Origin of the sequence: Pseudomonas sp. B35(2017) (assembly GCF_002113645.1) — a bacterium.
In the GTDB taxonomy this organism is placed as follows: Bacteria; Pseudomonadota; Gammaproteobacteria; order Pseudomonadales; family Pseudomonadaceae; genus Aquipseudomonas; species Aquipseudomonas ekonensis.
The window spans coordinates 210,743-236,236 of record NZ_NEIZ01000003.1 but is presented as its reverse complement, the minus strand read 5'-3'; the positions used below and the strand labels follow the sequence as shown (position 1 = coordinate 236,236).

General features: G+C 65.6%; 26 protein-coding genes. 16 read left to right on the top strand and 10 right to left on the bottom strand.

The window, feature by feature from the left end:
• Positions 1-136: 136 nt before the first annotated feature.
• The 8 genes from livH to CAG41_RS07680 all read left to right on the top strand — a co-directional run bounded on the left by livH (position 137) and on the right by CAG41_RS07680 (position 6,582).
• Positions 137-1,060 (top strand): high-affinity branched-chain amino acid ABC transporter permease LivH, encoded by a 924-nt coding sequence (gene livH, locus CAG41_RS07715; RefSeq protein ID WP_085581658.1) that lies wholly within the window; start codon positions 137-139, stop codon positions 1,058-1,060.
• Entirely contained in the window at positions 1,057-2,310 is a 1,254-nt protein-coding gene (locus tag CAG41_RS07710; RefSeq protein ID WP_085581656.1) for a high-affinity branched-chain amino acid ABC transporter permease LivM, read from the top strand. The genes livH and CAG41_RS07710 overlap by 4 nt, the downstream gene beginning before the upstream one ends.
• Positions 2,307-3,074 (top strand): high-affinity branched-chain amino acid ABC transporter ATP-binding protein LivG, encoded by a 768-nt coding sequence (livG, locus tag CAG41_RS07705; RefSeq protein ID WP_085581654.1) that lies wholly within the window; start codon positions 2,307-2,309, stop codon positions 3,072-3,074. The genes CAG41_RS07710 and livG overlap by 4 nt, the downstream gene beginning before the upstream one ends.
• On the top strand, positions 3,075-3,776 hold the full coding sequence (locus tag CAG41_RS07700; RefSeq protein ID WP_085581652.1) for an ABC transporter ATP-binding protein: 702 nt from the start codon (positions 3,075-3,077) through the stop codon (positions 3,774-3,776).
• 374 nt (positions 3,777-4,150) lie between these two features.
• Positions 4,151-4,456 (top strand): DUF2282 domain-containing protein, encoded by a 306-nt coding sequence (locus tag CAG41_RS07695; protein WP_085581650.1) that lies wholly within the window; start codon positions 4,151-4,153, stop codon positions 4,454-4,456.
• Between the two features lie 25 nt (positions 4,457-4,481).
• The gene (locus CAG41_RS07690; RefSeq protein WP_085706825.1) at positions 4,482-5,357 is read left to right on the top strand and encodes a DUF692 domain-containing protein; all 876 of its coding nucleotides are present in this window, start codon (positions 4,482-4,484) and stop codon (positions 5,355-5,357) included.
• The gene (locus tag CAG41_RS07685) at positions 5,354-6,112 is read left to right on the top strand and encodes a DUF2063 domain-containing protein (protein WP_085632166.1); all 759 of its coding nucleotides are present in this window, start codon (positions 5,354-5,356) and stop codon (positions 6,110-6,112) included. Before CAG41_RS07690 ends, CAG41_RS07685 begins: the two co-directional genes overlap by 4 nt.
• Positions 6,109-6,582: a DoxX family protein gene (locus CAG41_RS07680; protein ID WP_085632164.1), complete on the top strand. Its 474-nt coding sequence runs from the start codon at positions 6,109-6,111 to the stop codon at positions 6,580-6,582. Before CAG41_RS07685 ends, CAG41_RS07680 begins: the two co-directional genes overlap by 4 nt.
• Positions 6,583-6,697: 115 nt before the next feature.
• Here CAG41_RS07680 and CAG41_RS07675 read toward each other — a convergent pair whose 3' ends face one another.
• On the bottom strand, positions 6,698-7,606 hold the full coding sequence (locus CAG41_RS07675) for a LysR family transcriptional regulator (protein WP_085581642.1): 909 nt from the start codon (positions 7,604-7,606) through the stop codon (positions 6,698-6,700).
• A 104-nt stretch (positions 7,607-7,710) separates the two neighbouring features.
• Between CAG41_RS07675 and CAG41_RS07670 the strand changes: the two genes are divergently transcribed.
• The 3 genes from CAG41_RS07670 (at position 7,711) to CAG41_RS07660 (ending at position 10,731) form a co-directional block, all read left to right on the top strand.
• Positions 7,711-8,310 carry a short chain dehydrogenase gene (locus CAG41_RS07670; protein WP_085581640.1) on the top strand — a complete coding sequence of 200 codons (600 nt, stop codon included), beginning with the start codon at positions 7,711-7,713 and terminating at the stop codon, positions 8,308-8,310.
• Between the two features lie 59 nt (positions 8,311-8,369).
• Positions 8,370-9,023, top strand: coding sequence for a COG3650 family protein (locus CAG41_RS07665; protein ID WP_085581638.1), 654 nt, complete (start codon positions 8,370-8,372; stop codon positions 9,021-9,023).
• A 94-nt stretch (positions 9,024-9,117) separates the two neighbouring features.
• Positions 9,118-10,731: an NAD(P)/FAD-dependent oxidoreductase gene (locus CAG41_RS07660; protein WP_085694350.1), complete on the top strand. Its 1,614-nt coding sequence runs from the start codon at positions 9,118-9,120 to the stop codon at positions 10,729-10,731.
• 126 nt (positions 10,732-10,857) lie between these two features.
• Here the strand turns inward: CAG41_RS07660 and CAG41_RS07655 are convergent, their stop codons facing one another.
• Positions 10,858-11,952, bottom strand: coding sequence for a PLP-dependent cysteine synthase family protein (locus tag CAG41_RS07655; RefSeq protein WP_085632160.1), 1,095 nt, complete (start codon positions 11,950-11,952; stop codon positions 10,858-10,860).
• 247 nt (positions 11,953-12,199) lie between these two features.
• On the opposite strand from CAG41_RS07655, the gene nhaA reads away from it, so the two are divergent.
• The 3 genes from nhaA (at position 12,200) to CAG41_RS07640 (ending at position 14,946) form a co-directional block, all read left to right on the top strand.
• The gene (gene nhaA, locus CAG41_RS07650) at positions 12,200-13,381 is read left to right on the top strand and encodes a Na+/H+ antiporter NhaA (RefSeq protein ID WP_085656092.1); all 1,182 of its coding nucleotides are present in this window, start codon (positions 12,200-12,202) and stop codon (positions 13,379-13,381) included.
• Between the two features lie 159 nt (positions 13,382-13,540).
• On the top strand, positions 13,541-14,725 hold the full coding sequence (locus tag CAG41_RS07645; RefSeq protein WP_085706824.1) for an S-type pyocin domain-containing protein: 1,185 nt from the start codon (positions 13,541-13,543) through the stop codon (positions 14,723-14,725).
• Between the two features lie 11 nt (positions 14,726-14,736).
• Positions 14,737-14,946: a hypothetical protein gene (locus CAG41_RS07640; RefSeq protein WP_170929959.1), complete on the top strand. Its 210-nt coding sequence runs from the start codon at positions 14,737-14,739 to the stop codon at positions 14,944-14,946.
• Between the two features lie 90 nt (positions 14,947-15,036).
• Here the strand turns inward: CAG41_RS07640 and CAG41_RS07635 are convergent, their stop codons facing one another.
• On the bottom strand, positions 15,037-15,501 hold the full coding sequence (locus CAG41_RS07635; protein WP_085581628.1) for a glycine zipper 2TM domain-containing protein: 465 nt from the start codon (positions 15,499-15,501) through the stop codon (positions 15,037-15,039).
• A gap of 168 nt (positions 15,502-15,669) precedes the next feature.
• On the opposite strand from CAG41_RS07635, the gene CAG41_RS07630 reads away from it, so the two are divergent.
• Positions 15,670-15,906, top strand: coding sequence for a hypothetical protein (locus tag CAG41_RS07630; protein WP_085581626.1), 237 nt, complete (start codon positions 15,670-15,672; stop codon positions 15,904-15,906).
• 5 nt (positions 15,907-15,911) lie between these two features.
• Here the strand turns inward: CAG41_RS07630 and pdxH are convergent, their stop codons facing one another.
• The 5 genes from pdxH to dinG form a co-directional block, all read right to left on the bottom strand.
• A complete protein-coding gene (gene pdxH / locus CAG41_RS07625; RefSeq protein ID WP_085637319.1) occupies positions 15,912-16,559 on the bottom strand; it encodes a pyridoxamine 5'-phosphate oxidase in 648 nt (215 codons plus the stop codon).
• Between the two features lie 24 nt (positions 16,560-16,583).
• Positions 16,584-17,684, bottom strand: coding sequence for an OmpA family protein (locus CAG41_RS07620; protein WP_085706823.1), 1,101 nt, complete (start codon positions 17,682-17,684; stop codon positions 16,584-16,586).
• Positions 17,685-17,797: 113 nt separating this feature from the next.
• Positions 17,798-18,943 (bottom strand): serine hydrolase domain-containing protein, encoded by a 1,146-nt coding sequence (locus CAG41_RS07615; protein ID WP_085581620.1) that lies wholly within the window; start codon positions 18,941-18,943, stop codon positions 17,798-17,800.
• Between the two features lie 193 nt (positions 18,944-19,136).
• Positions 19,137-21,497 (bottom strand): beta-galactosidase, encoded by a 2,361-nt coding sequence (locus CAG41_RS07610; protein WP_085656091.1) that lies wholly within the window; start codon positions 21,495-21,497, stop codon positions 19,137-19,139.
• 95 nt (positions 21,498-21,592) lie between these two features.
• Positions 21,593-23,737, bottom strand: a complete 2,145-nt coding sequence (dinG, locus tag CAG41_RS07605) for an ATP-dependent DNA helicase DinG (protein ID WP_085581616.1) — start codon at positions 23,735-23,737, stop codon at positions 21,593-21,595.
• Positions 23,738-23,836: 99 nt separating this feature from the next.
• Between dinG and CAG41_RS07600 the strand changes: the two genes are divergently transcribed.
• The gene (locus CAG41_RS07600) at positions 23,837-24,301 is read left to right on the top strand and encodes a CopD family protein (protein ID WP_085706822.1); all 465 of its coding nucleotides are present in this window, start codon (positions 23,837-23,839) and stop codon (positions 24,299-24,301) included.
• A 57-nt stretch (positions 24,302-24,358) separates the two neighbouring features.
• Here CAG41_RS07600 and CAG41_RS07595 read toward each other — a convergent pair whose 3' ends face one another.
• Positions 24,359-25,117, bottom strand: coding sequence for a collagen pro alpha-chain precursor (locus CAG41_RS07595; protein WP_085632144.1), 759 nt, complete (start codon positions 25,115-25,117; stop codon positions 24,359-24,361).
• Positions 25,110-25,388, bottom strand: a complete 279-nt coding sequence (locus CAG41_RS07590) for a DUF1145 domain-containing protein (RefSeq protein WP_085581610.1) — start codon at positions 25,386-25,388, stop codon at positions 25,110-25,112. Before CAG41_RS07590 ends, CAG41_RS07595 begins: the two co-directional genes overlap by 8 nt.
• Between the last annotated feature and the right edge of the window lie 106 nt (positions 25,389-25,494).

Sequence of the window (25,494 nt, the reverse complement as noted above, 5' to 3'; positions counted from 1 at the left end):
TTCACCTGAAAATCTTAAAACCGTCACCAGCGGTTCGCTGGCAAACGCTCCGTGCAAATGTGGCCACAGAACACAGCACAGGGCCGGAACATGACTCCACCAGTGAAATGCGTATCGGGTTTTTAGGAGCGCTGTAATGCCTGAGATCTATCATTTTTTCCAACAGCTGGTTAATGGACTGACCATTGGCAGCACGTATGCGTTGATAGCCATTGGCTACACAATGGTTTACGGCATCATTGGAATGATTAACTTCGCCCATGGCGAGGTCTACATGATTGGTTCCTACGTGGCCTTCATCGCCCTTGCCGGGCTGGCCATGATGGGCATCCACTCACTGCCGCTGCTCATGACCGCCGCGTTCATCGCGTCGATCGTCGTCACCAGTGCCTACGGCTACAGCATCGAACGCGTCGCTTACCGCCCCCTGCGCGGCAGCAACCGTCTGATCCCGCTGATCTCCGCCATCGGCATGTCGATTTTCCTGCAGAACACCGTGCTGCTGTCCCAGGACTCCAAGGACAAATCCATCCCCAACCTGATTCCGGGGAGCTTCTCCTTCGGTCCGGGCGGCGCCGAGGAAGTCCTGATCTCCTACATGCAGATCCTGGTCTTCGTCGTGACGCTGATCGCGATGCTCGGCCTGACCACGTTCATCTCCCGTTCCCGCCTGGGCCGCGCCTGCCGCGCCTGCGCCGAGGACATCAAGATGGCCAACCTGCTGGGCATCAACACCAACAACATCATTGCCCTGACCTTCGTCATCGGTGCCGCGCTGGCCGCGGTCGCCGCCGTGCTGCTGAGCATGCAGTACGGCGTGATCAACCCCAACGCCGGCTTCCTGGTGGGCCTGAAGGCCTTCACCGCAGCGGTCCTGGGCGGCATCGGCAGCATTCCGGGCGCGATGCTCGGCGGGCTGGTGCTGGGTGTGGCCGAAGCGTTCGGCGCCGACATCTTCGGCGACCAATACAAGGACGTGGTGGCGTTCGGTCTCCTGGTCCTGGTCCTGTTGTTCCGGCCGACCGGCATCCTGGGCCGTCCGGAGGTTGAGAAAGTATGAGCAAACATCTTAAACAAGCGCTGTTCAGCGCCCTGCTGGTCTGGGCCGTCGCCTTCCCTGTCCTCGGCCTCAAGCTGAGCATCGTCGGCATCAACCTCGAAGTGCACGGCACCGGCCCGCTGACGCTGACCGTCATCGCCCTGTGCTCGGTGCTGATGTTCCTGCGGGTGCTGTTCAGCGAACAGTTCAGTGCGCTGATGCGCACCGACCGCGGCCCGCTGGTCTCGCCCAAGGTCAGTCAGTTCCTGACCCTGCCGCGCACCCAGCGCTGGATCATCGTCGGCCTGATCGTGGTCGCGCTGATCTGGCCGTTCTTCGGCTCGCGCGGCGCGGTGGACATCGCCACCCTGATCCTGATCTACGTCCTGCTGGGCCTGGGCCTGAACATCGTGGTGGGCCTGGCCGGCCTGCTCGACCTGGGCTACGTGGGCTTCTACGCCGTGGGCGCCTACAGCTACGCGCTGCTGTCGCACTACTTCGGCTGGAGCTTCTGGCTGTGCCTGCCGATCGCCGGCCTGATGGCGGCCACCTTCGGCTTCCTGCTGGGCTTCCCGGTGCTGCGCCTGCGCGGTGACTACCTGGCCATCGTGACCCTGGGCTTCGGTGAGATCATCCGTCTGTTCCTGCGTAACCTCACCGACCTCACCGGCGGCCCGAACGGCATCAGCAACATCCCCAAGCCGACCTTCTTCGGCCTGAGCTTCGAACGCTCGGCCAGCGAAGGCATGCAGACCTTCCACGAGTTCTTCGGGCTGACCTACAACCCGGTGAGCAAAGTGGTGTTCCTGTACCTGGTGGCCCTGCTGCTGGCCCTGGGCGCGCTGTTCATCATCAACCGCCTGCTGCGCATGCCGATCGGCCGCGCGTGGGAAGCGCTGCGCGAAGACGAGATCGCCTGCCGCGCGCTGGGCCTGAACCCGACCGTGATCAAGCTCTCGGCCTTCACCCTGGGCGCCAGCTTCGCCGGTTTCGCCGGCAGCTTCTTCGCCGCGCGCCAAGGCCTGGTGACCCCGGAGTCGTTCACCTTCATCGAGTCGGCGATCATCCTCGCCATCGTGGTGCTGGGCGGCATGGGCTCGCAGTTGGGCGTGATCCTCGCCGCCGTGGTGATGATCCTGCTGCCGGAAATGATGCGTGAGTTCAGCGAGTACCGGATGCTGATGTTCGGTGCCCTGATGGTGCTGATGATGATCTGGCGTCCACAAGGTCTGCTGCCGATGCAACGCCCACACATGGAGTTGCGCAAATGAGCCGCGAGATCCTGAAAGTCGAAAACCTGAGCATGCGCTTCGGCGGCCTGCTGGCGGTCAATGGCGTGGCCCTGACCGTGAAAGAGAAACAAGTGGTGGCGCTGATCGGGCCGAACGGCGCGGGCAAGACCACCGTGTTCAACTGCCTGACCGGCTTCTACCAGCCCACCGGCGGCAGCATCCTGCTGGACGGCGAGCCGATCCAGGGCCTGCCGGGCCACAAGATCGCGCTCAAGGGCGTGGTGCGCACCTTCCAGAACGTGCGGCTGTTCAAGGAAATGACGGCCCTGGAGAACCTGCTGATCGCCCAGCACCGCCACCTGAACACCAACTTCCTGTCCGGTCTGTTCAAGACCCCGTCGTTCCGCAAGAGCGAGCAGGAAGCCATGGAGTACGCCGGCTACTGGCTGGACAAGGTCAACCTCAAGGAGTTCGCCAACCGTCCCGCCGGCACCCTGGCCTACGGTCAGCAGCGCCGCCTGGAGATCGCCCGCTGCATGATGACCCGTCCGCGGATCCTCATGCTCGACGAACCGGCGGCCGGCCTGAACCCCAAGGAGACCGAAGACCTCAAGGCGCTGATCAGCGTGCTGCGCGAAGAGCACAACGTCACCGTGCTGCTGATCGAGCACGACATGAAGCTGGTCATGAGCATTTCCGACCACATCGTCGTGATCAACCAGGGCACGCCCCTGGCCAACGGCACGCCGGAACAGATCCGCGACAATCCCGAAGTGATCAAAGCCTACCTGGGGGAAGCGTAAATGCTGCAGTTCGAAAACGTTTCCACCTTCTACGGCAAGATCCAGGCCCTGCACAGCGTCAACGTCGAAGTCCGCCAGGGCGAGATCGTGACCCTGATCGGCGCCAACGGCGCCGGCAAGTCCACCCTGCTGATGACCCTGTGCGGCTCGCCCCGGGCCCACAGCGGCAGCATCCGCTACATGGGCGAGGAACTGGTCGGTCTGGACTCGTCGCAGATCATGCGCAAGAGCATCGCCGTGGTGCCGGAAGGCCGCCGGGTGTTTGCCCGCCTGACCGTGGAAGAGAACCTGTCCATGGGCGGATTCTTCACCGACAAGGGCGACTATCAGGAACAGATGGACAAGGTCCTCGGACTTTTCCCGCGCCTGAAAGAGCGTTTCACCCAACGCGGCGGCACCATGTCCGGCGGCGAACAGCAAATGCTCGCCATCGGCCGCGCGCTGATGAGCAAGCCCAAGCTGCTGTTGCTCGACGAGCCTTCGCTGGGCCTGGCGCCGATCATCATCCAGCAGATCTTCGACATCATCGAACAGCTGCGCAAGGACGGGGTGACGGTGTTCCTGGTCGAGCAGAACGCCAACCAGGCGCTGAAGATCGCCGACCGCGCCTACGTGCTGGAGAATGGCCGGGTAGTGATGCAGGGCACCGGCGAAGCGCTGCTGACCGATCCTAAGGTGCGCGAGGCGTATCTGGGGGGGTAAGCGGTTGCGGTGAACAGGAAACGGCCCTTTGGGGCCGTTTTTTTGTGCCTGTCATTTACCGTGCTTGACTGTCAGAAATTACAGGTACCTAGATCCGTTCACGATGACCGCCCGGCGCTTATGCCCGGGTGCTCTATACGACTCAAATCCACTGTAGGAGCGAGCCTGCTCGCGATGGCGGTGGGTCAGCCAACGAATTCGCCGACTGACGCGACGCCATCGCGAGCAGGCTCGCTCCCACAGGAAAAATCGGCGCATCGAAGATTTTTCGAAAAAAATTCGGGATCGCGTGTAACGCATCGCGAGGTCGTTTCTCTAGTGGGGCAAGCAAGCGCACTTCGCTTGCAGAACCCAAACCCAACCGGAGAAACACCATGACCGCCACCACCCGCACCCTGTCCGCCACCGCCCTCGTCCTGGCCCTCGGTTCCGCCCTGAGCCTGGCCACTGTCTCCACCGCCCACGCCGCCGACGACAACATGGAGAAATGCTTCGGCGTGGCCATGAAAGGCAAGAACAACTGCGCCGCCGGCCCAGGCACCACCTGCGCCGGCACCGCCAAGATGGACTACCAGTCCAACGCCTGGAAACTGGTGCCGAAGGGCACCTGCACCACCACCGAAAGCAAGACCTCGCCGACCGGCTTCGGCCAGCTCGAAGCGTTCAAGGCCAAGGCCTGATCCGACGGCTGCCCGAGTGTCGATCATGATCACATCCTGCCCCCGCACTCGGGCAGCCCTCACCGGGCTCCCGGCCCGTGCCGGCCTGGGGCTCAAGACCGGGCACTTCGATGAAGTGCTCGACACCCGCCCGGACATCGGCTTCTTCGAGGTCCACGCCGAAAACTACATGGTGGCCGGCGGCCCGTTCCATCACTTCCTGGGGCTGATCCGCGAACGCCTTCCGCTGTCGCTGCACGGCGTCGGACTGTCCATCGGCGGCGAAGGCCCGCTGGACGCCCGGCATCTCCAGCGTCTGGCGGCGCTGATCGAACGCTACCAACCCCATGCCTTTTCCGAACACCTGGCCTGGTCGAGCCACGGCCCGGTGTTCCTCAACGACCTGCTGCCCCTGGCCTACGACACACCGACGCTGAACCGCGTCTGCGACCACATCGACCAGGTGCAAAACGCCCTCAAGCGGCCGATGCTGCTGGAAAACCCCGCCACCTACCTGGCCTTCCGGCACTCGACCTTCGACGAGGCAGACTTCCTCCACGAAATCATCCGGCGCAGCGGCTGCGGCCTGCTGCTGGACGTCAACAACGTCTACGTTTCCTGCATCAATCATCAGCGCGATCCGCTGGCCTACCTTGAGGCGCTGCCGCTGCACGCGGTCGGCGAGATCCATCTGGCCGGTTTCGCCGAAGATGCCGACAGCCTCGGCGACCGCCTGCTGATCGACGACCATGGCGCCCCCGTCGACCAGGCAGTCTGGGCCCTGTACCGGCAAGCGCTGCAACGCACCGGCCCGGTGGCGACCCTCATCGAACGGGACAATCACGTCCCGGCCTTCAATGTGTTGCTGGCCGAGGCGCGCCAGGCCGATGAGATGCTGCTGGCCGCAGGGGGGCACCCATGAGCGATCAAGCTGTGTTCAGCGCAGCCTTGCTCGATAGCCGCCGGCCCTGCCCCGAAGGCCTGTGCAGCGCCAACGGCGCCGACCCGGCGAGCCGTTTCGCGGTGTACCGCAACAACGTGCAGAGCTCGTTGATCAGTGCCCTGGCCGACAGCTACCCGGTGGTGGCCGAACTGGTCGGCGACGATTTCTTCCGGGCCATGGCCGCGCTGTTCCTGCAGGATCAACCGCCCCGCAGCCCGGTCATGAGCGAGTACGGCGAAGGCCTGGCGGACTTCATCGAAGGTTTCGAACCCGCCGCCGGTGTGCCTTATCTGGCGGATGTCACCCGGCTGGAACGCCTGCGCACCGTCGCCTATCACGCCGCCGATGCCCCGCCGCTGCCCCATGAGCGGATCGCCGACGCCTTCGCCGATCCCGGCACCGTCAACGATCTGTGCATCGGCCTGCATCCCTCGCTGCACCTGCTCGATTCGGCCTTCGCCGTGGTGGACATCTGGGCTGCGCACCAGCAGGACGCAACGCTGGCCGGGATCGACCTGGCCTGTGCGCAGCACGCGCTGATCCTGCGCCACGGCCTCGACGTCGAGGTGTTCGCCCTCGAGCCCGGCGCAAGCCGCTTCATCCGCTGCCTGCTTCACGGCCAACCGCTGGGGCAGGCACTGGCGGACCTTCCGGCCTTCGACCTCAGCCAGACCCTGGCCCTGCTGATCAGCCGAAACGCCATCACCCACTTGAACCCCAAGGTGTCGCCATGAGCCACTTGATCGCCCGCGCCATCGCGCTGCTGGAACGGATTCCCCACAGCCTGATCGCCTTCATCGCGCGTTTTTCCATTGCCGCGGTGTTCTGGAAATCCGGACAGACCAAGGTCGAAGGCCTGGCCATCGACCTGATCGACGGCACCTTCGAACTCGGCTGGCCGCACCTGGCGGACTCGACGGTGCCGCTGTTCCAGAGCGAATACCACGTGCCGCTGCTGTCGCCGGAACTCGCCGCGCACCTGGCGGCGTTCGCCGAGCACTTCTTCCCGATCCTGATCCTGCTCGGTTTCGCCACCCGCTTTTCGGCGCTGGCGCTGCTGGGCATGACCCTGACCATCCAGTTGTTCGTCTACCCGGACGCCTACCCGACCCACGGCACCTGGGCGGCGCTGTTGCTGTACCTGATGGCGACGGGGCCTGGCAAGCTGTCGATCGACCACCTGATTGCCCGGCTGAACAAATGACTGCCTGTGTGGGAGCGAGCCTGCTCGCGATGGCGGCGGGTCAGTCAGTACATGCGTCGGCTGACACAGCGCCATCGCGAGCAGGCTCGCTCCTACAGGGATGGCGGCCTGGCCGCTAAAGCCTGTCCAGCGCCTCGCCGCTGCGCTTGAACCAGCCGACCAGGTAGTCCGCCAGCACCTGGGTGCGCTTGGGCAGCCCGCCCTGATACGGATGCACCAGGTACATGGGCATGCGCCGGGTCTGGAAATCCCGCAGGAGCCATCGCAACCGACCGTCAGCCAATTCCGTCGGCAACAGGTACGACGGCAGCCGGGCGATGCCGGCGCCAGCCAGCGCCGCCTTCTTCAGCAGGTTGTAGTGGTTGCTGGCAAACGGCCCGGACACCTTCACCCGAAGCAGTTCGTGCCGCTGGTGGTACAGCCATTCCTCGCGGCCGCTGTAGTGGCTGTTGAGCAGGCAACGGTGCTCGGCCAGCGCCTGCGGAGTCGCCGGCTCGCCGTAGCGTTCCAGGTAGGCCGGACTGGCGCAGGTCATTTCCTGCCAGGCCAACAGTGGCCTGGCCACCAGCCGCTCGTCGTTGGCCACGTCGGTGCGCACGGCCAGGTCAAAGCTGTCCCGGGCCAGGTCACGGAAGTTGTTGTTCAGCTCCAGTTCGATCTGCACGTCGGGGTACTTCTGCGAAAACTCCAGCAACAGGCCGTCGAAGAACGTCTCTCCCAGGGACACCGGCACCGTCATGCGCACTGGGCCGGCCATGTCGTCCTTGAGCCGCGCCAGCGCCTGACGCGCGCGCTCCGCCTGGGCGACCAGCGCCTGGGCCTGCGGCAACAGCGCCGCGCCCGCCGCCGTCAGGCTCAGGCGTCGGGTCGTGCGCTGCAGCAAGACCACGGAAAACTGCGCCTCCAACTGACTGATGCGCTTGGACAACTGCCCCTTGCTGCAGCCCAGCCGCTGCGCCGCCAGGGTGAAGCTGCCGGCCTCGATCAGCACGGCGAACGCCGCCAGATCATCCATTTCGCTCATGGATTGTTTCCACCTGAAAACCAAAGGTTGCCCATTAGTGCGCTTATCTGCGGAAAAAACCACTCTAGACTCAAGGCTCGTTCAATCACTTGAGGCAACCCACGATGAAAATCCTGTTGATCGGCGCCGGCGGCACCATCGGTTCGGCCGTGGACAAAGAACTGTCGCAACGCCATGAAATCATCCGCATCGGCCGCAGCAGCGGCGATTTCCAGGTCGACATCAGCGACAGCGCGTCGATCCGCCAACTGTTCGAAAAGACCGGCAAGTTCGACGCGCTGGTCTGCGCGGCCGGCAACGTCACCTTCGCCGCGCTGAACGAAATGAGTGAAGACAGCTTTGCGCTGGGCCTGAAAGACAAGCTGATGGGCCAGGTGAACCTGCTGCTGATCGGCCGCGAGTTCGCCAACGACGGCGCGTCGTTCACCTTCACCTCCGGCGTGCTCAGCCATGACCCGATCCGCACCGGCGCCTCGGCGGCGCTGGTCAACGGCGCCCTCGACAGCTTCGTGCGCGCCGCCGCGATCGAACTGCCGCGCGGCCTGCGGGTGAACTCGGTCAGCCCGACCGTGCTGGTGGAAGCCATGGGCAGCTACGCCCCATACTTCCGGGGCTACAAGCCGGTTCCTGCGGTGGACGTGGCATTGGCCTACGCCAAAAGCGTCGAGGGCTTGCAGACAGGTCAGACCTTTCACGTGGGCTGACCCCTTGTGATGAACGGTCAGGCTGCGTAACGTGGCGGCACCTGACTGGAGAGCCAAAGATGCGTGTCGCCCGTTCGTTGATCGTTGTTGCCTTGCTGCCGTTGTTTGCCGCGTGCCAGTTGTTCGACGGGGCGCGGCAAAGCGCCTCGCACGTCGGCCAGGTTCGGATGCAGGGCCAACTGATCGCCGCCGACGGCAAGCTGATGTTCGAGTCCTGCCAGGACCGGCGCCGCTATGAGGTCAACGACGTCGGCGGCACCAGCGTCCTGCAGGAGGCCGCCACCCTCGCCGACGAGCAGGGCAAGCTGTTCGCCGACGTGCGCGGCAAGGTCGCCGGCGACCGGCTCGACCTGGCCCGACTGTACCGCGTCGAGCGCTCGGGCACTGCGTGCGACGATCCGAACTTCAAGCTGCTGATCCTGCGCGCGGCCGGCCATGGCCCGGAGTGGAGCGTGAAAGTCAGCGGCAAGGGCATGGCCATCGACCGCGAAGGCCAACCGCCCCTGGCCGTGCCTTACGTCGAGGAGCAACTGGGCGACGGCCGCTTCAACCTCAGCAGCGAGGCCGACAACCGTCGGATCGAGCTGTGGGTGGCGCCGCAGCGCTGCGTCGACGGCCGCACCGGCAGCGTGCAGCCCATGAGCGCCGAGTTGCGCATCGACGGCAAGGCCGAGCGCGGTTGCGCGTATTTCGGCGGCTCCCGCGACGACTGATCGTTTAACCTCACGGGATCCGGCCGATGCGGCGTATAATCGCCGCCTTCAAACGCCCTGGCGCAGTTGTGCGCCCCGCGAACCGGATCCTGCCATGTTACGAATCACCGAACTCAAGCTGCCGCTCGACCATCCCGACGAAGACCTGCGCACCGCCATCGTGCAGCGCCTGGGGGTCGCCAGCGATGACCTGCTCGACTTCACCCTGTTCAAGCGCAGCTACGATGCGCGCAAGAAATCCTCCGAACTGAGCTTCATCTACACCATCGACCTCAACGTGCGCGACGAGGCCAAGGTATTGGCGCGCTTCGCCGACGACCGCAACGTCAACGAAGCCCCGGATGTCAGCTACAAGTTCGTCGGCCAGGCGCCGGCCGACCTGAGCGAACGGCCGATCGTGGTCGGCTTCGGCCCGTGCGGCATCTTCGCCGGCCTGCTGCTGGCGCAGATGGGCTTCAAGCCGATCATCCTGGAGCGCGGCACCGAAGTGCGCCAGCGCACCAAGGACACCTGGGGCCTGTGGCGCAAGAGCGTGCTCAACCCCGAGTCCAACGTGCAGTTCGGCGAAGGCGGCGCGGGCACGTTCTCCGACGGCAAGCTGTACAGCCAGATCAAGGACCCGAAGTTCCTCGGCCGCAAGGTGCTGCACGAGTTCGTCAAGGCCGGCGCGCCAGAAGAGATCCTCTACGTCAGCAAGCCGCACATCGGCACCTTCCGCCTGACCGGCATGGTCGAGACCATGCGTGAAGAGATCCGTGCCCTGGGCGGCGAAGTGCGCTTCCAGCAACGCGTCACCGACGTGCTGATCGAAGACGGCCAACTGGTCGGCGTCGAACTGGCCAGCGGCGAAACCCTGCATTCGAAACACGTGGTCCTTGCCCTGGGGCACAGCGCCCGCGACACCTTCCGCATGCTCCACAGCCGTGGCGTGTTCATGGAGGCCAAGCCGTTCTCGGTGGGTTTCCGCATCGAGCACCCGCAGTCGCTGATCGACCGCGCGCGGCTGGGCAAGTACGCCGGCCACCCGAAACTCGGCGCCGCCGACTACAAGCTGGTGCACCACGCCAAGAACGGCCGCTCGGTCTACAGCTTCTGCATGTGCCCGGGCGGCACTGTGGTGGCGGCGACCTCCGAGCCGAACCGGGTGGTCACCAACGGCATGAGCCAATACTCGCGCAACGAGCGCAACGCCAACTCCGGCATCGTCGTCGGCATCACCCCTGAGGTCGACTATCCGGGCGGCCCGCTGGCGGGGATCGAGCTGCAGGAACGCCTGGAGTCCCACGCCTTTATCCTCGGCGGCAGCGACTACAAGGCACCGGCGCAACTGGTCGGCGACTTCATCGCCGGCAAGCCGTCCACCGAACTGGGCGAGGTCGAGCCGTCCTACAAGCCGGGCATTTCGCTGGGCGACCTGGCCCTGGCGCTGCCGGACTTCGCCATCGAGGCGATCCGCGAAGCCCTGCCGGCGTTCGAGAAGCAGATCCGCGGCTACTCGCTGCACGACGCGGTGCTGACCGGGATCGAGACCCGCACCTCGTCGCCGCTGCGCATCACCCGCAACGAGTCGTTGCAGAGCCTGAACGTGAAGGGGCTGTTCCCGGCCGGCGAAGGCGCAGGCTATGCCGGCGGGATCCTGTCGGCGGGCGTCGACGGCATCCGCATCGCCGAAGCGGTGGCCCGCGACATCCTGGGCCTGGAGGCCTGACGGAGCCACCGCAAAACCTGTGGGAGCGAACCTGCTTGCGATGGCGGAGCATCAGTCAATGGATGAGTTGGCTGATGTACCGTCATCGCGAGCAGGCTCGCTCCCACTTTGTTTGGTGCGACTGCCTCAGATGTTGGCGCGCAGCACCGATTCCGGCAGCGCCTCGCCCCGCTCGGCGCTCGCCGCCACTGCCGCGATCAGCCCGTCCAGCGCATACCCCTGGGCCTTGAGCCAGGCCGGGTCGTAATAGGTGTCGGCATAGCGCTCGCCGCCGTCGCACAGGATCGCCACGATCGACCCCGTCTCCCCCGCCGCCTTCATCTGCTGGGCCGCCATCAGCGCGCCGATCAGGTTGGTGCCGCTCGAACCGCCCACATGCCGTCCCAGACGCTTGGCCAGGTAATGCATGGCCGCCAGCGACAGGGCGTCCGGCACCTTGACCATCGCATCGATCACCTTGGGCAGGAACGACGCCTCGACCCGCGGCCGGCCGATGCCCTCGATCCGCGAACCGTGGCTCAGGCGCAGACTCGCATCGCCGGTCCGGTAGAAATCGAAGAACACCGAACGCTCGGCATCGGCGCACAGCACGCGGGTGCAGTGCTGACGGTAGCGCACGTAACGGCCCAGGGTCGCGGTGGTGCCGCCGGTGCCGGGGCTGGAGATCAGCCAGGCCGGCGTCGGGTGCTGCTCGTAGCGCATCTGCTGGAAGATCGATTCGGCGATGTTGTTGTTCGCCCGCCAGTCGGTGGCGCGCTCGGCGTAGGTGAACTGATCGATGAAGTGGCCGTCGTGCTCGCGGGCCAGACGCTCGGACTCGGCGTAGATCTGCGTCGGGTCGTCCACCAGATGGCTCTGGCCGCCGTAGAAGGCGATCTGGGCGATCTTCTCCTTCGACGTGGTCGCCGGCATCACCGCGATGAACGGCAGGCCCAGCATGCGGGCGAAATAAGCCTCCGAAATCGCCGTCGAACCGCTGGACGCCTCGATCACCGGCGCCCCGGGCTTCAGCCAGCCGTTACACAACGCGTAAAGGAACAGCGAACGGGCCAGGCGGTGTTTGAGGCTGCCGGTGGGGTGGCTCGACTCGTCCTTGAAGTACAGCTCGATGCCCGGGAACCCCGGCAGCGGCAAGGGGATCAGGTGAGTGTCGGCGCTGCGCTGGAAGTCCGCTTCGATGATCCGGATGGCTTCGCGGGCCCACTGTCGGTTGTCGCTCATGGCTGTCGTTCTCGTTGAATCGGGCAGGAATCGCCTTCGCAGGCTCAGTCCGCAAGCTTAGGAAAAATCCCTCACGATCAACAGATACAGCTGACCGCCAATACCTTTGGCAACTGCTAGGCTCAGCCCGCACCCGTATCCCGCTCTGTAACGACATATAACAAAAAAGAATATAACTTTTGTTTTAACAACTAACGGTACGGGTTAGGGTGTCCCACCTTTTTGACGAATCCGATGGAGAGCGACCTTGCCTCTGCGTAGCACTTTCACGCGTTTCTTTCAGTTGGAAGCTGCCAGCGGTCTGTTGTTGATCGCTGCAGCCGTCCTGGCCCTGATCATCAACAACTCGCCGTTGTCGTGGCTGTACGCCGGCCTGCTCGACACCCCGGTGGTGGCGCAGGTGGGCGCGCTGAAGATCGCCAAGCCCCTGCTCCTGTGGATCAACGACGGCCTGATGGCGCTGTTCTTCCTGCTGATCGGCCTGGAAGTGAAGCGCGAGGTGCTCGACGGCCAGCTGTCGAAACCGTCGCAGATCGTCCTGCCCGGCGCGGCGGCCATCGGCGGCATGGTGGTGCCGGCGCTGATCTACTGGTTCCTCAACCGCGACAACCCGGCGGCCCTGGGCGGCTGGGCGATCCCGACCGCCACCGACATCGCCTTCGCCCTCGGCGTGCTGGCCCTGCTGGGCAAGCGGGTGCCGGTGTCGCTGAAGCTGTTCCTGATGACCCTGGCGATCATCGACGACCTGGGCGCCATCGTGATCATCGCGATCTTCTACTCCGGCGCGCTGTCGACCCTGTCGCTGGCCCTGGCGGCCGCGTGCATCGCGGCGCTGGTGGCGATGAACCGGCTCGGCGTGGTCAAGCTGGGGCCGTACATGATCGTCGGGCTGATCCTGTGGGTGTGCGTGCTGAAGAGCGGCGTCCATGCGACGCTGGCCGGCGTGACCCTGGCCTTCTGCATTCCGCTGCGCACCCGCAACGCCGAGCCGTCGCCGTTGCTGAGCCTTGAACACGCCCTGCATCCCTGGGTGGCCTACGGCATCCTGCCGCTGTTCGCCTTCGCCAACGCCGGCCTGTCCCTGAGCGGCGTCACCGTCGAAAGCTTCACCCACCACGTGCCGATGGGCATCGCGGTCGGCCTGCTGCTGGGCAAGACCGTCGGCGTGTTCGGCCTGACCTGGCTGGCGGTCAAGACCGGCCTCGCCGCCCTGCCCCAGGGCGCCAACTGGGGCCAGGTGCTGGGCGTGGCGATCCTCTGCGGCATCGGTTTCACCATGAGCCTGTTCGTCGGCTCCCTGGCCTTCGTGCCGGGCGCCAGCGACTACGTCGGCATGGACCGGATGGGCATCCTGACCGGCTCGATCCTCGCGGCGCTGATCGGCTACGCCGTGACGGCGGCGGCGAGCAGGAAGACCGCGCTCACCTGAGCCCACCTGTAACAAGGGAGCCTGCTCCCTCGTTACACGCTCACGGCGAACAATCCCCACTTCATCGCAGATACGTCCTACAGCCACGCTTTATTCCCTTCGCTAACGTCGTGCAGCCCCTTCGTCGGGGCTGTCGATGCATGAACGAAAGGACGATCAGTGGCTGGCAGAAAGGACATCCCCAAGATTCCCAACCCGCCGTCGGGCGACGGACATCTCATCACCCACCGCTACATGACGGCCACCGAACTGGCCGAGCGCGAGGCCCGGCAGAGCGCCTACGACGCCATGCTTGCGCGGCAGGCGGCTTTCGAACGCAGCCGCGAGACAGCCGCCGACAAGCCTGAACCGGTTCGCGCCGGTTGCGTGTTCGCCAAGTCCTGCAAATTGCCGGACGCGGTCATCGACTACGCCAATCCCTCCGGCATGGTGCCGACCGACAGCCTGAAGGACTACGGCGACCTGATCCTGCTCGGCGCCCGCGAGGCCGATGCCAGCGGCGGCGTGCCCCTCAGGAAAATCAGCGGCGCGGCCATCCCCGCAGGCCTGGGCACGTTCGCCCTCGCCGGTTCCCTGTTCGAAGCCTTGCCGACCGTGGCCGCCGGCACCGCTGCGGCCACGCTGACGGGACTGGTGGCATTGCTGATGCCGTTGAGCCTGGGCGACAGCGCGCTCTACACCGACGACCAACTGCGCGCCCTCAAACAGGCCCGCACCCGCGTGCGCCTGCGAATCGAACAGCAGGAGGACGGCAACCTCAAGGGTTACGGCTTCTACACCGGCAAGCACCGCGACTGGGAAATGGTCAAAGTCGTGCAGTTCGCTTCGCGTGGCAGCCAGTACACCGCGGATCTTGGCGAAGGCATTGAACTGATCTGGACACCGGCCAACGACGGCGCCGACACCCTCGGCATCCCGGCCCTGGAAGCCGCCCCGCAGGCGCCGCACATCTGGGTGTACCCGCCGACGGAAGCGGCGGACAGCATTCTGGTGAACCCGGTCTATCCGCCGGAATATCGGGATTTCATTCTGGTGTTTCCGGCGGATTCTGGGGTCAGGCCGGTTTACATTGTGGTGAGCGCTCCGCACGGCAACTACCATCAAAAGCCGAATTTTCTGCCTGCCTTTCCCGATGCGCGCTGGGCGACCCCAAAAACCCCGATAAAGGGAGGTGGAGGGTTACGTCCACGTTGGAAAGATAGAGACGGCACCATTTACGAATGGGACTTCCAACATGGAGCGGTTGAAACATATACAAAGCGTGGGAAGCATCTTGGTGAGTTCAACCATGAAACGGGTGCTCAGACCAAACCTGCAGATCCAACCAGAAAGGTAGAACCATGAGACATCGGATAATGGGCGTCAAAAAAGGGGAGGATTTCCCGGAGTATGAAAAGAGCATTTCAATTGGTGCTGCAGAACTAAAAATCATCATGGGCTGGATCAATCAGGAGGAGAGCATGCATGACTATCGACTGACAGAGCAGCAAATGTGTGACATTGAGAAAGCGACCGCCCTGACTCTGCCGAGAAATCTCGATTTGTATTTGACCTCAGAGTCGTAAGGCTGAGCCCGGCCGCTTCGTGAACAATCAGCACACAAAGAAAAACCCCGACCGGTCACCCGGTCGGGGTTTTCTTCAACTGCAATCCGCTTAGTGGGAAACGCGGCTGGTGCCACCCACGGTGGAGATGCGTACGCGCTCGCCCACGCGGAACACTTCGTTCGGCTGCACTTCCTGCACGTAGGCGCGCATGCTGCCGTCGTCTTCGCGAACGGTGATTTCGACGCCCTGGGTGCGGGTCAGGCCTTCTTCGGCGGCGGAGCCGACCAGGCCGCCGGCCACGGCACCGATGACCGCCGCCACGATGCTGCCTTTGCCGCCGCCGATGGCGCTGCCGCCGACGCCGCCCACCGCTGCACCGGCGAGGCCGCCGATCGGGGTCTTGGTGCCTTCGATCTTCACCGGACGCAAGGATTCGATGGTGCCCATGCGAATCGTCTGCACGCGACGCGCTTCGTCACGGGAGTAGGTGTCGCCGGTCAGGCTCGACTGGCAGCCGGTGAGCAGCATCGCCATCGTGGAAAAGGAAGCAACCAGCAGGACAGACTTACGCATAGGATCAACTCCAAAGGACAGGTATTCATTAAACTCCGCAGCTTGACGCCTGTCACGGCGCCGCCCGGATAAAATTGGTTTCATTCAGGCCCGGTACAGGCGCCTCAAACGATTCACCCAACAGTAGCGCCAAAATCGGAAAACCGCGCCACAGCCCCAAGGATTTTCATGGATTACTTCATCATCGTCGCCACAACCGTTGCCGGTCTGTACTTCCATGGGTGGCTGTACGTGCGAATCAAACGCTGGATGGATCGCGATCTGGCATTGTCGCTGGCCGGCAAGGACGAAAGCAAACGCGCCTTCATGCTTGAACGCTTGGCACAGGCTCAAAAACAGAAGATCAAGCGTCGGGATCTGCCGCAGTGGCTCAAGGCCGCTGCGGCAGACTATCCCGAGCGGTAGACTGCCTACGGCGCCAGACGTTCCAGAATCCAGCCGGCGCCCTGCATGCGATAGTTGAGGCGATCGTGCAGACGGCTCGGACGGCCCTGCCAGAACTCGATGCGCTCGGGAAGCAGACGGTAACCGCCCCAGTGTTCAGGGCAGTCCGGCTGGGTGTCGCTGAAGCGCTGCTCGGTGGCCTTGAGCAGATCCTCCAGTTCCCCCCGCCCGTCGATCACCCGGCTCTGCGGCGACGCCCAGGCGCCCAGGCGGCTGCCCAGCGGGCGCACCTGATAATACGCGTCGGACTCGGCCGGCGTGACCTTGACCACCCGGCCTTCGATCCGCACCTGGCGCTCCAGGGTCGGCCAGAAGAACGTCATGGCGGCGAACGGGTTCGCCGCCAGATGCTGGCCCTTGGCGCTGTCGTAGTTGGTGAAGAAGGTGAACCCCTGCTCGTCCAGGCCCTTGAGCAGCAGAATGCGGCAATGCGGACGGCCGTCCGCATCGACCGTCGCCAGGGTCATGGCGTTGGCCTCCACCGGCGCCTGTTCGGTTTTCACCGCGTCGGCGAACCATTGGTGAAACAACGCGAACGGCTCGGCCGGGGCTTGCGCCTCGGTCAGGCCGTCACGGGTGTAATCACGACGCATATCTGCCAGAGCCTGGGTCATGGCGCATTCCTTTTCGTTAACGGATCACTTCTTTGAAGTATCGGCCGCGGCGACTTTCTTGTCGGCCGTGGCGGCTTTGGCCGGTGCGGTCTTCTTCACCGGGGTTTTCTTGGCCGGGGCCTTGGCGGCGGCTTTCTTGGCCGGGGCCTTTTTGGTGGCCGGCACGGCGGCTTTCTTGGCGGCCGGGGCCGGCGTCACCGGTTTGGCGGCTGGCTTGACGTCTTGCGCGGCGACCATGGTCACCGGCTTCGGCGCTGGCATGTTGTATTTGCTCAGCAGCGCGACCATGGTGTTCTGCGGGGTCACCAGCAGTTCGACGCGACGGTTCAGGGCACGGCCTTCGGCGCTGTCGTTGGCCGCGCGCGGCGCTTCGGAACCCATGCCGCGCAGCATCAGGCGGTCACGCTGCAGGCCGCTGAGGCGGAAGATCGCCGCCACGGCCTGGGCACGTTCCTGGCTCAGCTTGATGTTGGCCGGGGCGGCACCGGTGGTGTCGCTGTGGCCGAGCACCAGCACGGCAGTCTTGGGATCCGCTTCGAGGATCTTCGCCACGCGGGTGAACGGACCGAGAGTGACCGGCAGCAGCATCGCCGGACGATCCGGGTTGAACGAGCCTTCCACCGGCGCCGTCACCACCAGCACGTTTTCGCGGCGCTCCAGTTGCAGGTTGCTTTCCTTGATCGCCTCGCGCAGGCGCGGCTCGTAGTCGTCCAGCCAGGCCTGGGTGACTTTCGGGTCAGGCATCGGCGCGGCCTTGGCGCTGGTGTCCTGATCCTTGCCGCCGAACGGCCACCACCACTTGCCGCCCTTGTCGGCGTCGGCCTTGGCCACGGCGACCGGTTTGGCTTCGGGTTTCGCTTCAGGCTTGACCTCGGCCTTGACGTCAGCCTTGGCGTCGTCGGAACCGAACGGCCAGTACCAATGGCTGCCGCTTTCGGACTTGGCCACAGGCGCAGTGACGGCGGGCTTCAGCGGTGCCGGGGCCGGTGCCGGCTCTTTCGCCGCGACCTTGTCGGAGGAGCCGAACGGCCACCAGCTGCCGCCGTCGGCGTCGCTTTTCGGGGTCTGGGCGCAACCGGTGATCGCAAAACACAGGGCCAGGGCGAGAGTTGGTTTGGAAGACATTGGAAACCCACAAAATGAAGTGATGAACAACCGGCACGGGTCGGCCCGGATAAACAGACGCTTTGAATCGAAAAAACGGATGAGGTTCCGGCCCTGGAACCTCCGGCAATGCTTTACAGACAAGTGGCTAGCACCCGCGCCAGCTTCTGCGCGCGCGGATCCATCAAGACGTACGGCCCCAAGGTATTTGTCACAAAACCGAACGCGACATCGTGCTCCGGATCAGCAAAACCGACGGAACCGCCCGCTCCCGGATGGCCGAAGGCGCGCGGGCCGAGGCCGTAGGTGGCGTTCGGCACGTCGGGCTGGTCGAGCATGCAGCCGAGGCCGAAACGGGTGCGGGTCAGCAGGGTCTTGTCCTCGCCGAGGCTGTGTTCGCGGGTCAGCTCGTCGAGCATTTCGCCTTCCAGCAGGCTGCCGTCGAGCAGGCCGGCGTAGAACCCGGCCAGGCTGCGCGCATTGCCGTGGCCGTTGGCCGCCGGCTGCTGCATGCGCCGCCACTCCGGCTTGTTGGTGCTGGTGAGCACCGACGGCGGGTTGGTGAAGGCGCGGGTAGTCATGGCGGTCGGCTCGCGCATCGTCACCTGCAGCAGGCGCTGGGCGGCGGCATCACCGACGTTGCCCTTGCCCCGGGCGATATGGGCCACGCGATGGAATTCTTCGTCAGCCAGGCCGACATGGAAGTCCAGCCCCAACGGCTTGGCGACCCGCGCCACGATGGATTCGCCCGGCCCGCGTCCGTCGGCGCGGCGCAGCAGTTCGCCCACCAGCCAGCCGTAGGTGATCGCGGCGTAGCCGTGGCCGGTGCCCGGCGTCCACCACGGCGCCTCTGCCGCGAGGGCGTCGACCATGGTCTGCCATTCGTACAGGGCTTGCGGGGCCATCAGCTCGCGCAGGGCCGGTAGGCCGGCCTGGTGGCAGAGCAATTGGCGCAGGGTGACGGATTCCTTGCCGGCGGCGGCGAATTCCGGCCAGTAGCGGGCGACGGGAACGTCCAGCTGCAACTTGCCTTCGGCCACCAGTTGCAGCGCCGTGACGGCGGCGAACGGCTTGGTGCAGGAGAACAGGTTGGCGATGGTGTCGCTGTGCCAGGCTTCGCTGCCGTCCTTGTCGGCGGTGCCGGACCAGAGGTCGAGGACGGTTTCTCCGCCGACCCGGATGCACAGCGCCGCGCCGCGCTCCTGGGGATCGTCGAACAGTGCCGCGAAGGCGTCGCGCACCGCTTCGAACTGAAGCTCGTAATGTCCCTGAATCTGCACCCGCAACTCCCCCGCCCAAACGCTCTACAAAGTGGCCGGCATTGTTCCAGCCCTTGAGGGTTTTGGGAACTGCTGCGGGCCGGGCGGTTGTGCGGCCGAAGTGAGGATCGGAGGTTTTCGGCGTTGCGGGCCGGCTCCCACAGCCGTTGACTGCAACGCAATCCCTGTGGGAGCCGGCCTGCTGGCGATGGCGTCAGTGGCCGTTGCCCGAGTGCCCCCCGGCATGGCCGGCGCCCGGCCCCTTGCCGGCCTCGCCCTTGCGCCCGCCTTCGGCTTCATGCCCGGCGTCGCTCACAGGTCGCGCAGCCTCTTTGCCGATCTGCCCGACGGTCGCCAGGTTGCTCTTGCGCACCGCCTCGACAAAGCCCTGGAACGGCAGGTCGGTCACGCCCACCAGGCCGAAGTGGCCGTTCTCGCCGTCCAGCAGGCGTCCGGTCACCGGTTGGTCCAGGTACTGGAACCAGTGCACGCCGACGATCGCCGGCTCGCTCAGGGCCTGCTTGAGGAAGTTGGCGTAGGCCGGGCCGCGGTCCTCTTCCTTGGCCAGCGGCGTCACACCGCCCCAGAACGGGCCGCGGTCGGTGGAGCCGAAGTTGAATTCGGTGATCAGCACCGGTTTGTCCAGTTCACGCAACGCGGCGAAGTCGTAGCCGTCCTGGGGCTTGAGGGTGTACAGGTTGAAGCTCAGCACATCGCAGAACTGCGCGCAGGAGGCCACGGCTTCCGGGGTGCTGACGGCAAAGCGGCCGCCGAGCAGCATCTGGTTCGGCGCATGCCATTTGAGCGAATCGGAAATGGTCTTGAAGTAGGTGTCGGCGAACACTTTCTGGAAGTACTTGAAGTCGGCTTCGATCTCCGGGTGCTCGGCGCTCGGCAGCGGCGGCACGAAGCCCGGATCCTCCATCAATTCCCAGGCCGGCAGGTCGATGCCCCAGGCCTTGGACAGGCCTTCCTGGTTGCGGTACTTGTCCCGCAACTGCTTGAGGAAGGCGCGTTTGGCCGGCACGTCGGTGGTCATTTTCAGGGTGCCGTAGGCCAGGGCGTAGCGCGACTTCGGGTCGTCGCCGGGGCCGGCCCAGGCCAGTTCGTTGTCGGCGTAGTAGCCGATCAGCCACGGATCGTCGCGGTGGTCGCGGGCGGCGATGGCCACGGCGCGCTCGGTGGCCATGGCAAAACGCGGGTCGAACGGGTCGGGCATGCCGCCCCACCAATCGTTGCCGGTGCTGATGCTGGCGTAGTCGCCGACGATGGACAGCGGCAACGTGTAAGGCATGCGCTGGGCGTTGCCCAATGGAGAAGCGCTCCAGTTGCCCACGGTGTTGAAGCCCCAGGCCAGCAGGCGGTCGAGGGTGTGGGCGGTCCAGCGCTTCTCGTCGATCGTGGCCTTGCACGGCACGGCGGCGGCAGCGGCCGCCTCGGCATCGGGTTGGCTCTGCACCTGCGTGGCGCAAGGATCGCCGTTCAAGCGTTGCAGGTTGGCGCCATAGAAATCGTACCAGCGCCCGACGTTGTAGCCGCGCCCCTGATCGGCGCCGTTGCCGCCGCGGTTGTCGCCTTCGCCGTAATGGTTGGCCAGCGGTTGGTCGGGCTTGGGCAGGGATTCGAACATCCATTCGCGCCCGGCGACGTAGGTCGGGTTCACGTCCGGGCTGACGGTGTTCACCCCCAGCGAGTAGAACGGATGGCCTTCCGGCGTCACCAGATACCAGCGAGCGTCGCGCTTTTCGGTATGGAAGAAACCGCTGGCCTTGAACGCCGGGCCGCCGGTCGAGCCGCCGAACCTGTCCAGCGGCGCCTTCTCGCGTTCCGCCAGCCAGCCTTTGAGTTGCTGCTGTTCCTTGGCGGCGGCGGCCTTGAGCTGTTCGTCATTGGCGACCTTCTCCGGCCACTTGCCCCGGGTGGATTGGCCATAGGCATCCACCAGGTTGCCGTAGGCGGCCTTGACCGCCTCGTCGCCGTCCTGCACGCCGAAGCGCTCCAGCAACAGGCTTTGCGCAGCCTTGGGCCGATCCAGCGACAGGCTGACCGACACCACCTGGCTGCGATCCAGCTCGCCGCTGCTGCCGGCCAGCAGGATCCGCTGGCCGTCGACGGTCATCGGCATCGGCGGCGCGGCCTTCATACCCTGGCTCAGGGGCGAGCTCGCGGTCAACGGCACCAGTAGGGTCTGCGCGGGGCCCGCCGGCAGGTCGACGCGGCTGGTCAGGGTCTTGCCGTCGTTGCTCTGGATCTGCACGTAGACAGTGACGGCCCAGTCCATGGCGCTCTGCAGGCGCAGGCTCATCATGCCGGACTGCGACCAGTCCCAGGCGCCTGTCTGCGGGGCCAGACGGAGTGTCGGACGGGCGGCCGGGCTGAACGTCACCCGGCGCAGCACTTCGCCTTCGGGCGTCTGCTCGGCGTTGGCCTGGGGCAGGTCGGCGTTTTCGGTGGTCACCTTCACCACGTCGGCGGGACGGACGAAATTGAACAGGGTCTGCTGGCCGGTTGGCGCCGCCAGCAACGGGGCGGCGAACATCAGGGCAAAAGCGGCAGGCAACGAACGGCGAATCATAAGAACGGAATTCTCCCTAGCGACCCGTGAAGGCCAATGGACAGGCGATGGCTGAGAGATAGACAACGCGGCGGGCAAAACTGCCCACCGGTGCCTCAGGAAATTTCACGCCGGAACGGCGGCAACGCATTGAGGATGGCCTTGCCGTAGCGCTGGGTGACCAGTCGCCGATCCAGCAAGGTGATGATGCCGCGGTCCTCTTCGGTGCGCAGCAAGCGGCCGCAGGCCTGGACCAGCTTGAGCGAGGCGTCCGGCACGGCGATCTCCATGAACGGGTTGCCGCCCCGGGCCTCGATCCACTCCGACAGCGCGGCCTCGACCGGATCGTCCGGCACCGAGAACGGGATCTTGGCGATCACCACGTGCTCGCAGTAGGCCCCCGGCAAGTCCACGCCCTCGGCGAAGCTGGCGAGGCCGAACAGCACGCTGGAATCGCCGCCGTCGACCCGCGCCTTGTGCTTGTTCAGGGTTTCCTGCTTCGACAGGTTGCCCTGGATGAACACCTGCTTGCGCCAGTCGCGGTCAAGGCCGTCGAACACGTCCTGCATCTGCTTGCGCGAGGAGAACAGCACCAGGCTGCCCCGCGAGCCTTCGACCAGATCCGGCAGGTCGCGGATGATCGCGGCGGTATGGCCGGCGGCGTCCCGCGGATCGGCGTTGAGGTCCGGCACCCGCAGCACGCCGGCGTCGGAATGGTGGAACGGGCTCGGCACCACGGCGGTGACGGCTTTCTTCGGCAGGCCGGCGCGCATGCGGAAACGGTCGAACGTGCCGAGCGCCGTCAGGGTCGCCGAGGTCACCAGGCAGCCGTGCGCCACGTTCCACAGGCTGCGGCGCAGGGTCTCCGCCGCCAGGATCGGGCTGGCGTTGACCTCGATGTCGAACAGCGAACCGCTTTCGGCCAGGGTCAGCCAGCGCGCCATGGGCGGGTTGTCTTCCGGATCCTCGGCGGTGAACGCGGTCCACAGCTCCCAGTTGCCGGAGGCCCGGGACAGCAGGCTGCCGAACAGCGGATACCACTCTTCGGCCTGGGTGCTGGCGATGCCGATGTTGACCTCGCCGTCCATGCCTTCCTTGAGCAGGTCGGTCAGGCGGGTGAACAGGTCGTTGAGCCGGGCGAAGCCCTTCTTCAGCTCGATGCCCATTTCGCGCATGTGCTCGGGGATCACCCCGCCGACGAAGCGGTGGCGCGGCCGCTCGCGGCCTTCGGTGTCTTCGCCTGGACGGAAGTCGGCGATCTGCTCGCAGGCGCTGAACATGAACTGCTGCTGGGCCTTGATCTCCCGCGCCAGCTCCGGCACCTGTTCGATCAGCTTGCCGAGGTCGCCGGGCAACGGATGCTGGGCCAGCAGTTTGGTGAGGTTCTTGGCGGTGGTCTCCAGCCAGTCGGCGGTGGAGCGCAGGCGCGTGTAATGGGCGAAATGGCCGATGGCCTTGTCGGGCAGGTGATGGCCTTCGTCGAACACGTAGATCGTGTCGCGCGGGTCCGGCAGCACCGCGCCGCCGCCCAGCGCGAGGTCGGCCAGCACCATGTCGTGGTTGGTGACGATCACATCGACCTTGCCCATGCCTTCGCGGGCCTTGTAGAAGGCGCACTGGCCGAAGTTGGGGCAATGGCGGTTGGTGCACTGGCTGTGGTCGGTGGTCAGGCGCGCCCAGTCGGCGTCCTCCAGGGCGTTGGGCCAGCTGTCGCGGTCGCCGTCCCACTTATTGCCGGCGAGCTTCTCGATCATGCTGGTGAACAGCTTCTGGCTGGCCTCGTCGACCTCGATCTTGAAGCCTTCCTCTTCGAACAGCTGCGCGGTGGCGGTCTGCGCGTGGCCTTCCTGCAGCAGCATGTCGAGCTTGGACAGGCACAGGTAGCGGCCGCGGCCCTTGGCCAGGGCGAAGCTGAAGTTCAGCCCGCTGTTGCGCATCAGGTCGGGCAGGTCCTTGTAGACGATCTGCTCCTGCAGGGCCACGGTGGCGGTGGCGATCACCAGCCGCTTGCCGGCGGCCTTGGCGGTGGGGATCGCCGCCAGGCTGTAGGCCACCGTCTTGCCCGTACCGGTGCCGGCCTCCACCGCGACGATCGCGGGGTCGCCGCTGCGCTTGCCTTCGTCGTCGGTGTCGATGTCGCCGAGGACCTTGGCGACTTCAGCGATCATCAGGCGCTGGCCGTAACGCGGCTTGAGGCTCTTGGCCTCGAGGAAACGCGAGTAGGCGCCCTGGATCGTGGTTTTGAGTTCGGTGCTGATCATGGGGTGTCGGGCGCAAAAAGCGCTGGATAAATTTTCAGTGGTTCGGATCGGCCGCTATCATACCCCGCTAATCAGTCCCGCGCAGAACGGAGTGCCCCAATGACACCTTTTAGCCTCGTTTATCCCGTGCATGTGCTCGCCGCCCTGGTCTGGGTCGGCGGCATGTTCTTCGCCTGGATGGTGCTGCGCCCCGCCGCGATCAAGGCGCTGGACGGCCCCGGCCGGCTGACCCTGTGGGTGGAAGTGTTTCAAGGTTTTTTCCGCTGGGTGTGGGGCGCGGTGATCCTGCTGCCGGTCACCGGCGTGGGCATGCTGCACCTGCAGCAGATCGGCTTCGACAACGCGCCGCGTTACGTGCAGGTGATGATGGGGCTGTTCGTGGTGATGACGGCGCTGTTCATCCGGATTCAGGCCTTGATGCTGCCGGAACTGCGCACGGCGGTGGAGGCGAAGGACTGGCCGGCGGGCGCGGCGGTGTTGGGACGGATCCGTCGGGTGGTGGGGATCAACCTGCTGGTCGGGATTGCCCTGGTGGCGGTGGCGGCGGCGCGGCCGACGTTCTGAGCCGCACGCGACACCGCTCAGGCCAGGGAGCCGGCTCCCTGGCCTGAGCGCGATGGCTTACAGGTGCTGCACGGTCACGGAGCCAGCCGCGCCCACAGGCCCCGGCTGGCCGTCGGCGCCCGGACGGCCGCTCTTGCCGCCGTCGGCGCGGTACACCAGGCAGCCCTTGGACTTGCCGCCCGCCCCTGGCTTGCCGCCAGGCCCCGCCGGGCCGCCCGCGCCGCCGGCCACATCGACCTTGATCAACTGCGCCGGGAAGTCCCGCGGCACTTCAAGACGCACCAGGCCGCCCGGCGCGCCCGGCTGGCCGTCGCTGCCGTTGCTGCCGTCGAAACCGCGTCCGGCCTGACCCCAGGTGCAGCCCGGATCCTGGCCGTTGGCGCCGTCCAGCCCGACGAACCCGGGCGCACCGGTGCCGCCGCGGGCATCGACCGACAGCTGCGGCGCGTTCAGCGCCTTGAACTGCAGGTTCAGGTTGCGCCCGGCGCGGGCCGCTTTTTCGTAAGTGCCCGGCGCCCCGCGCGCGGTGATCCGGCTGCCTTCGGCCAGGTCCGCACGGCTGACCTTCATGTCCAGCGCCTGTTCGCCCGGCACGATGGCGATCCGCGCTTCGTGGCCCAGGCGCAATTCCTTGACGGTCAGTTCGGTGACGTTGGACGGCACCAGCAAGGTGCCGTAGTCGGCGACCTCCAGCCGTTCCAGCTGCAGTGTGCTGGCGGTGTTGGGCAGGCGCATCAGGGAGTTGGTCTCGACGCTGACCACCTGGGCGCAGGCCAGTGGACTGATGAATGCAGCGAGCAGGCAGAGTTTACGCATGGGAAGCCTCCGGGGCGGCCGGGGCCGGGATGGTTTGCAGGTGGAAAACGCCGAACAGCAGGATGCGGCCACGGTCGCGCCAAGGGTGCGGACGCCCCTTGAGGCTGCGGTTGCACAGCAGCGCCTCGAGGACGTGGATCAGCAGCCAGAGACCGCCGGCCAGGTTGACCAGCAGGTGCAGCGGACGGACAAACGGCACCAACTGATTGGCCAGCACCACGCAAACGAACAGCAGGGTCAACAACCGCCCCAGCCCCCATAACAGCTTCATACGCTCCCCCGTGTCGGAATTATTCTTTGGGCGCACAGTAACGGCTTCGGTGATGGATTAGCCAGAGGGGAAAATGAAAAAAATCCGTCACCCGCCGGACGGCCGC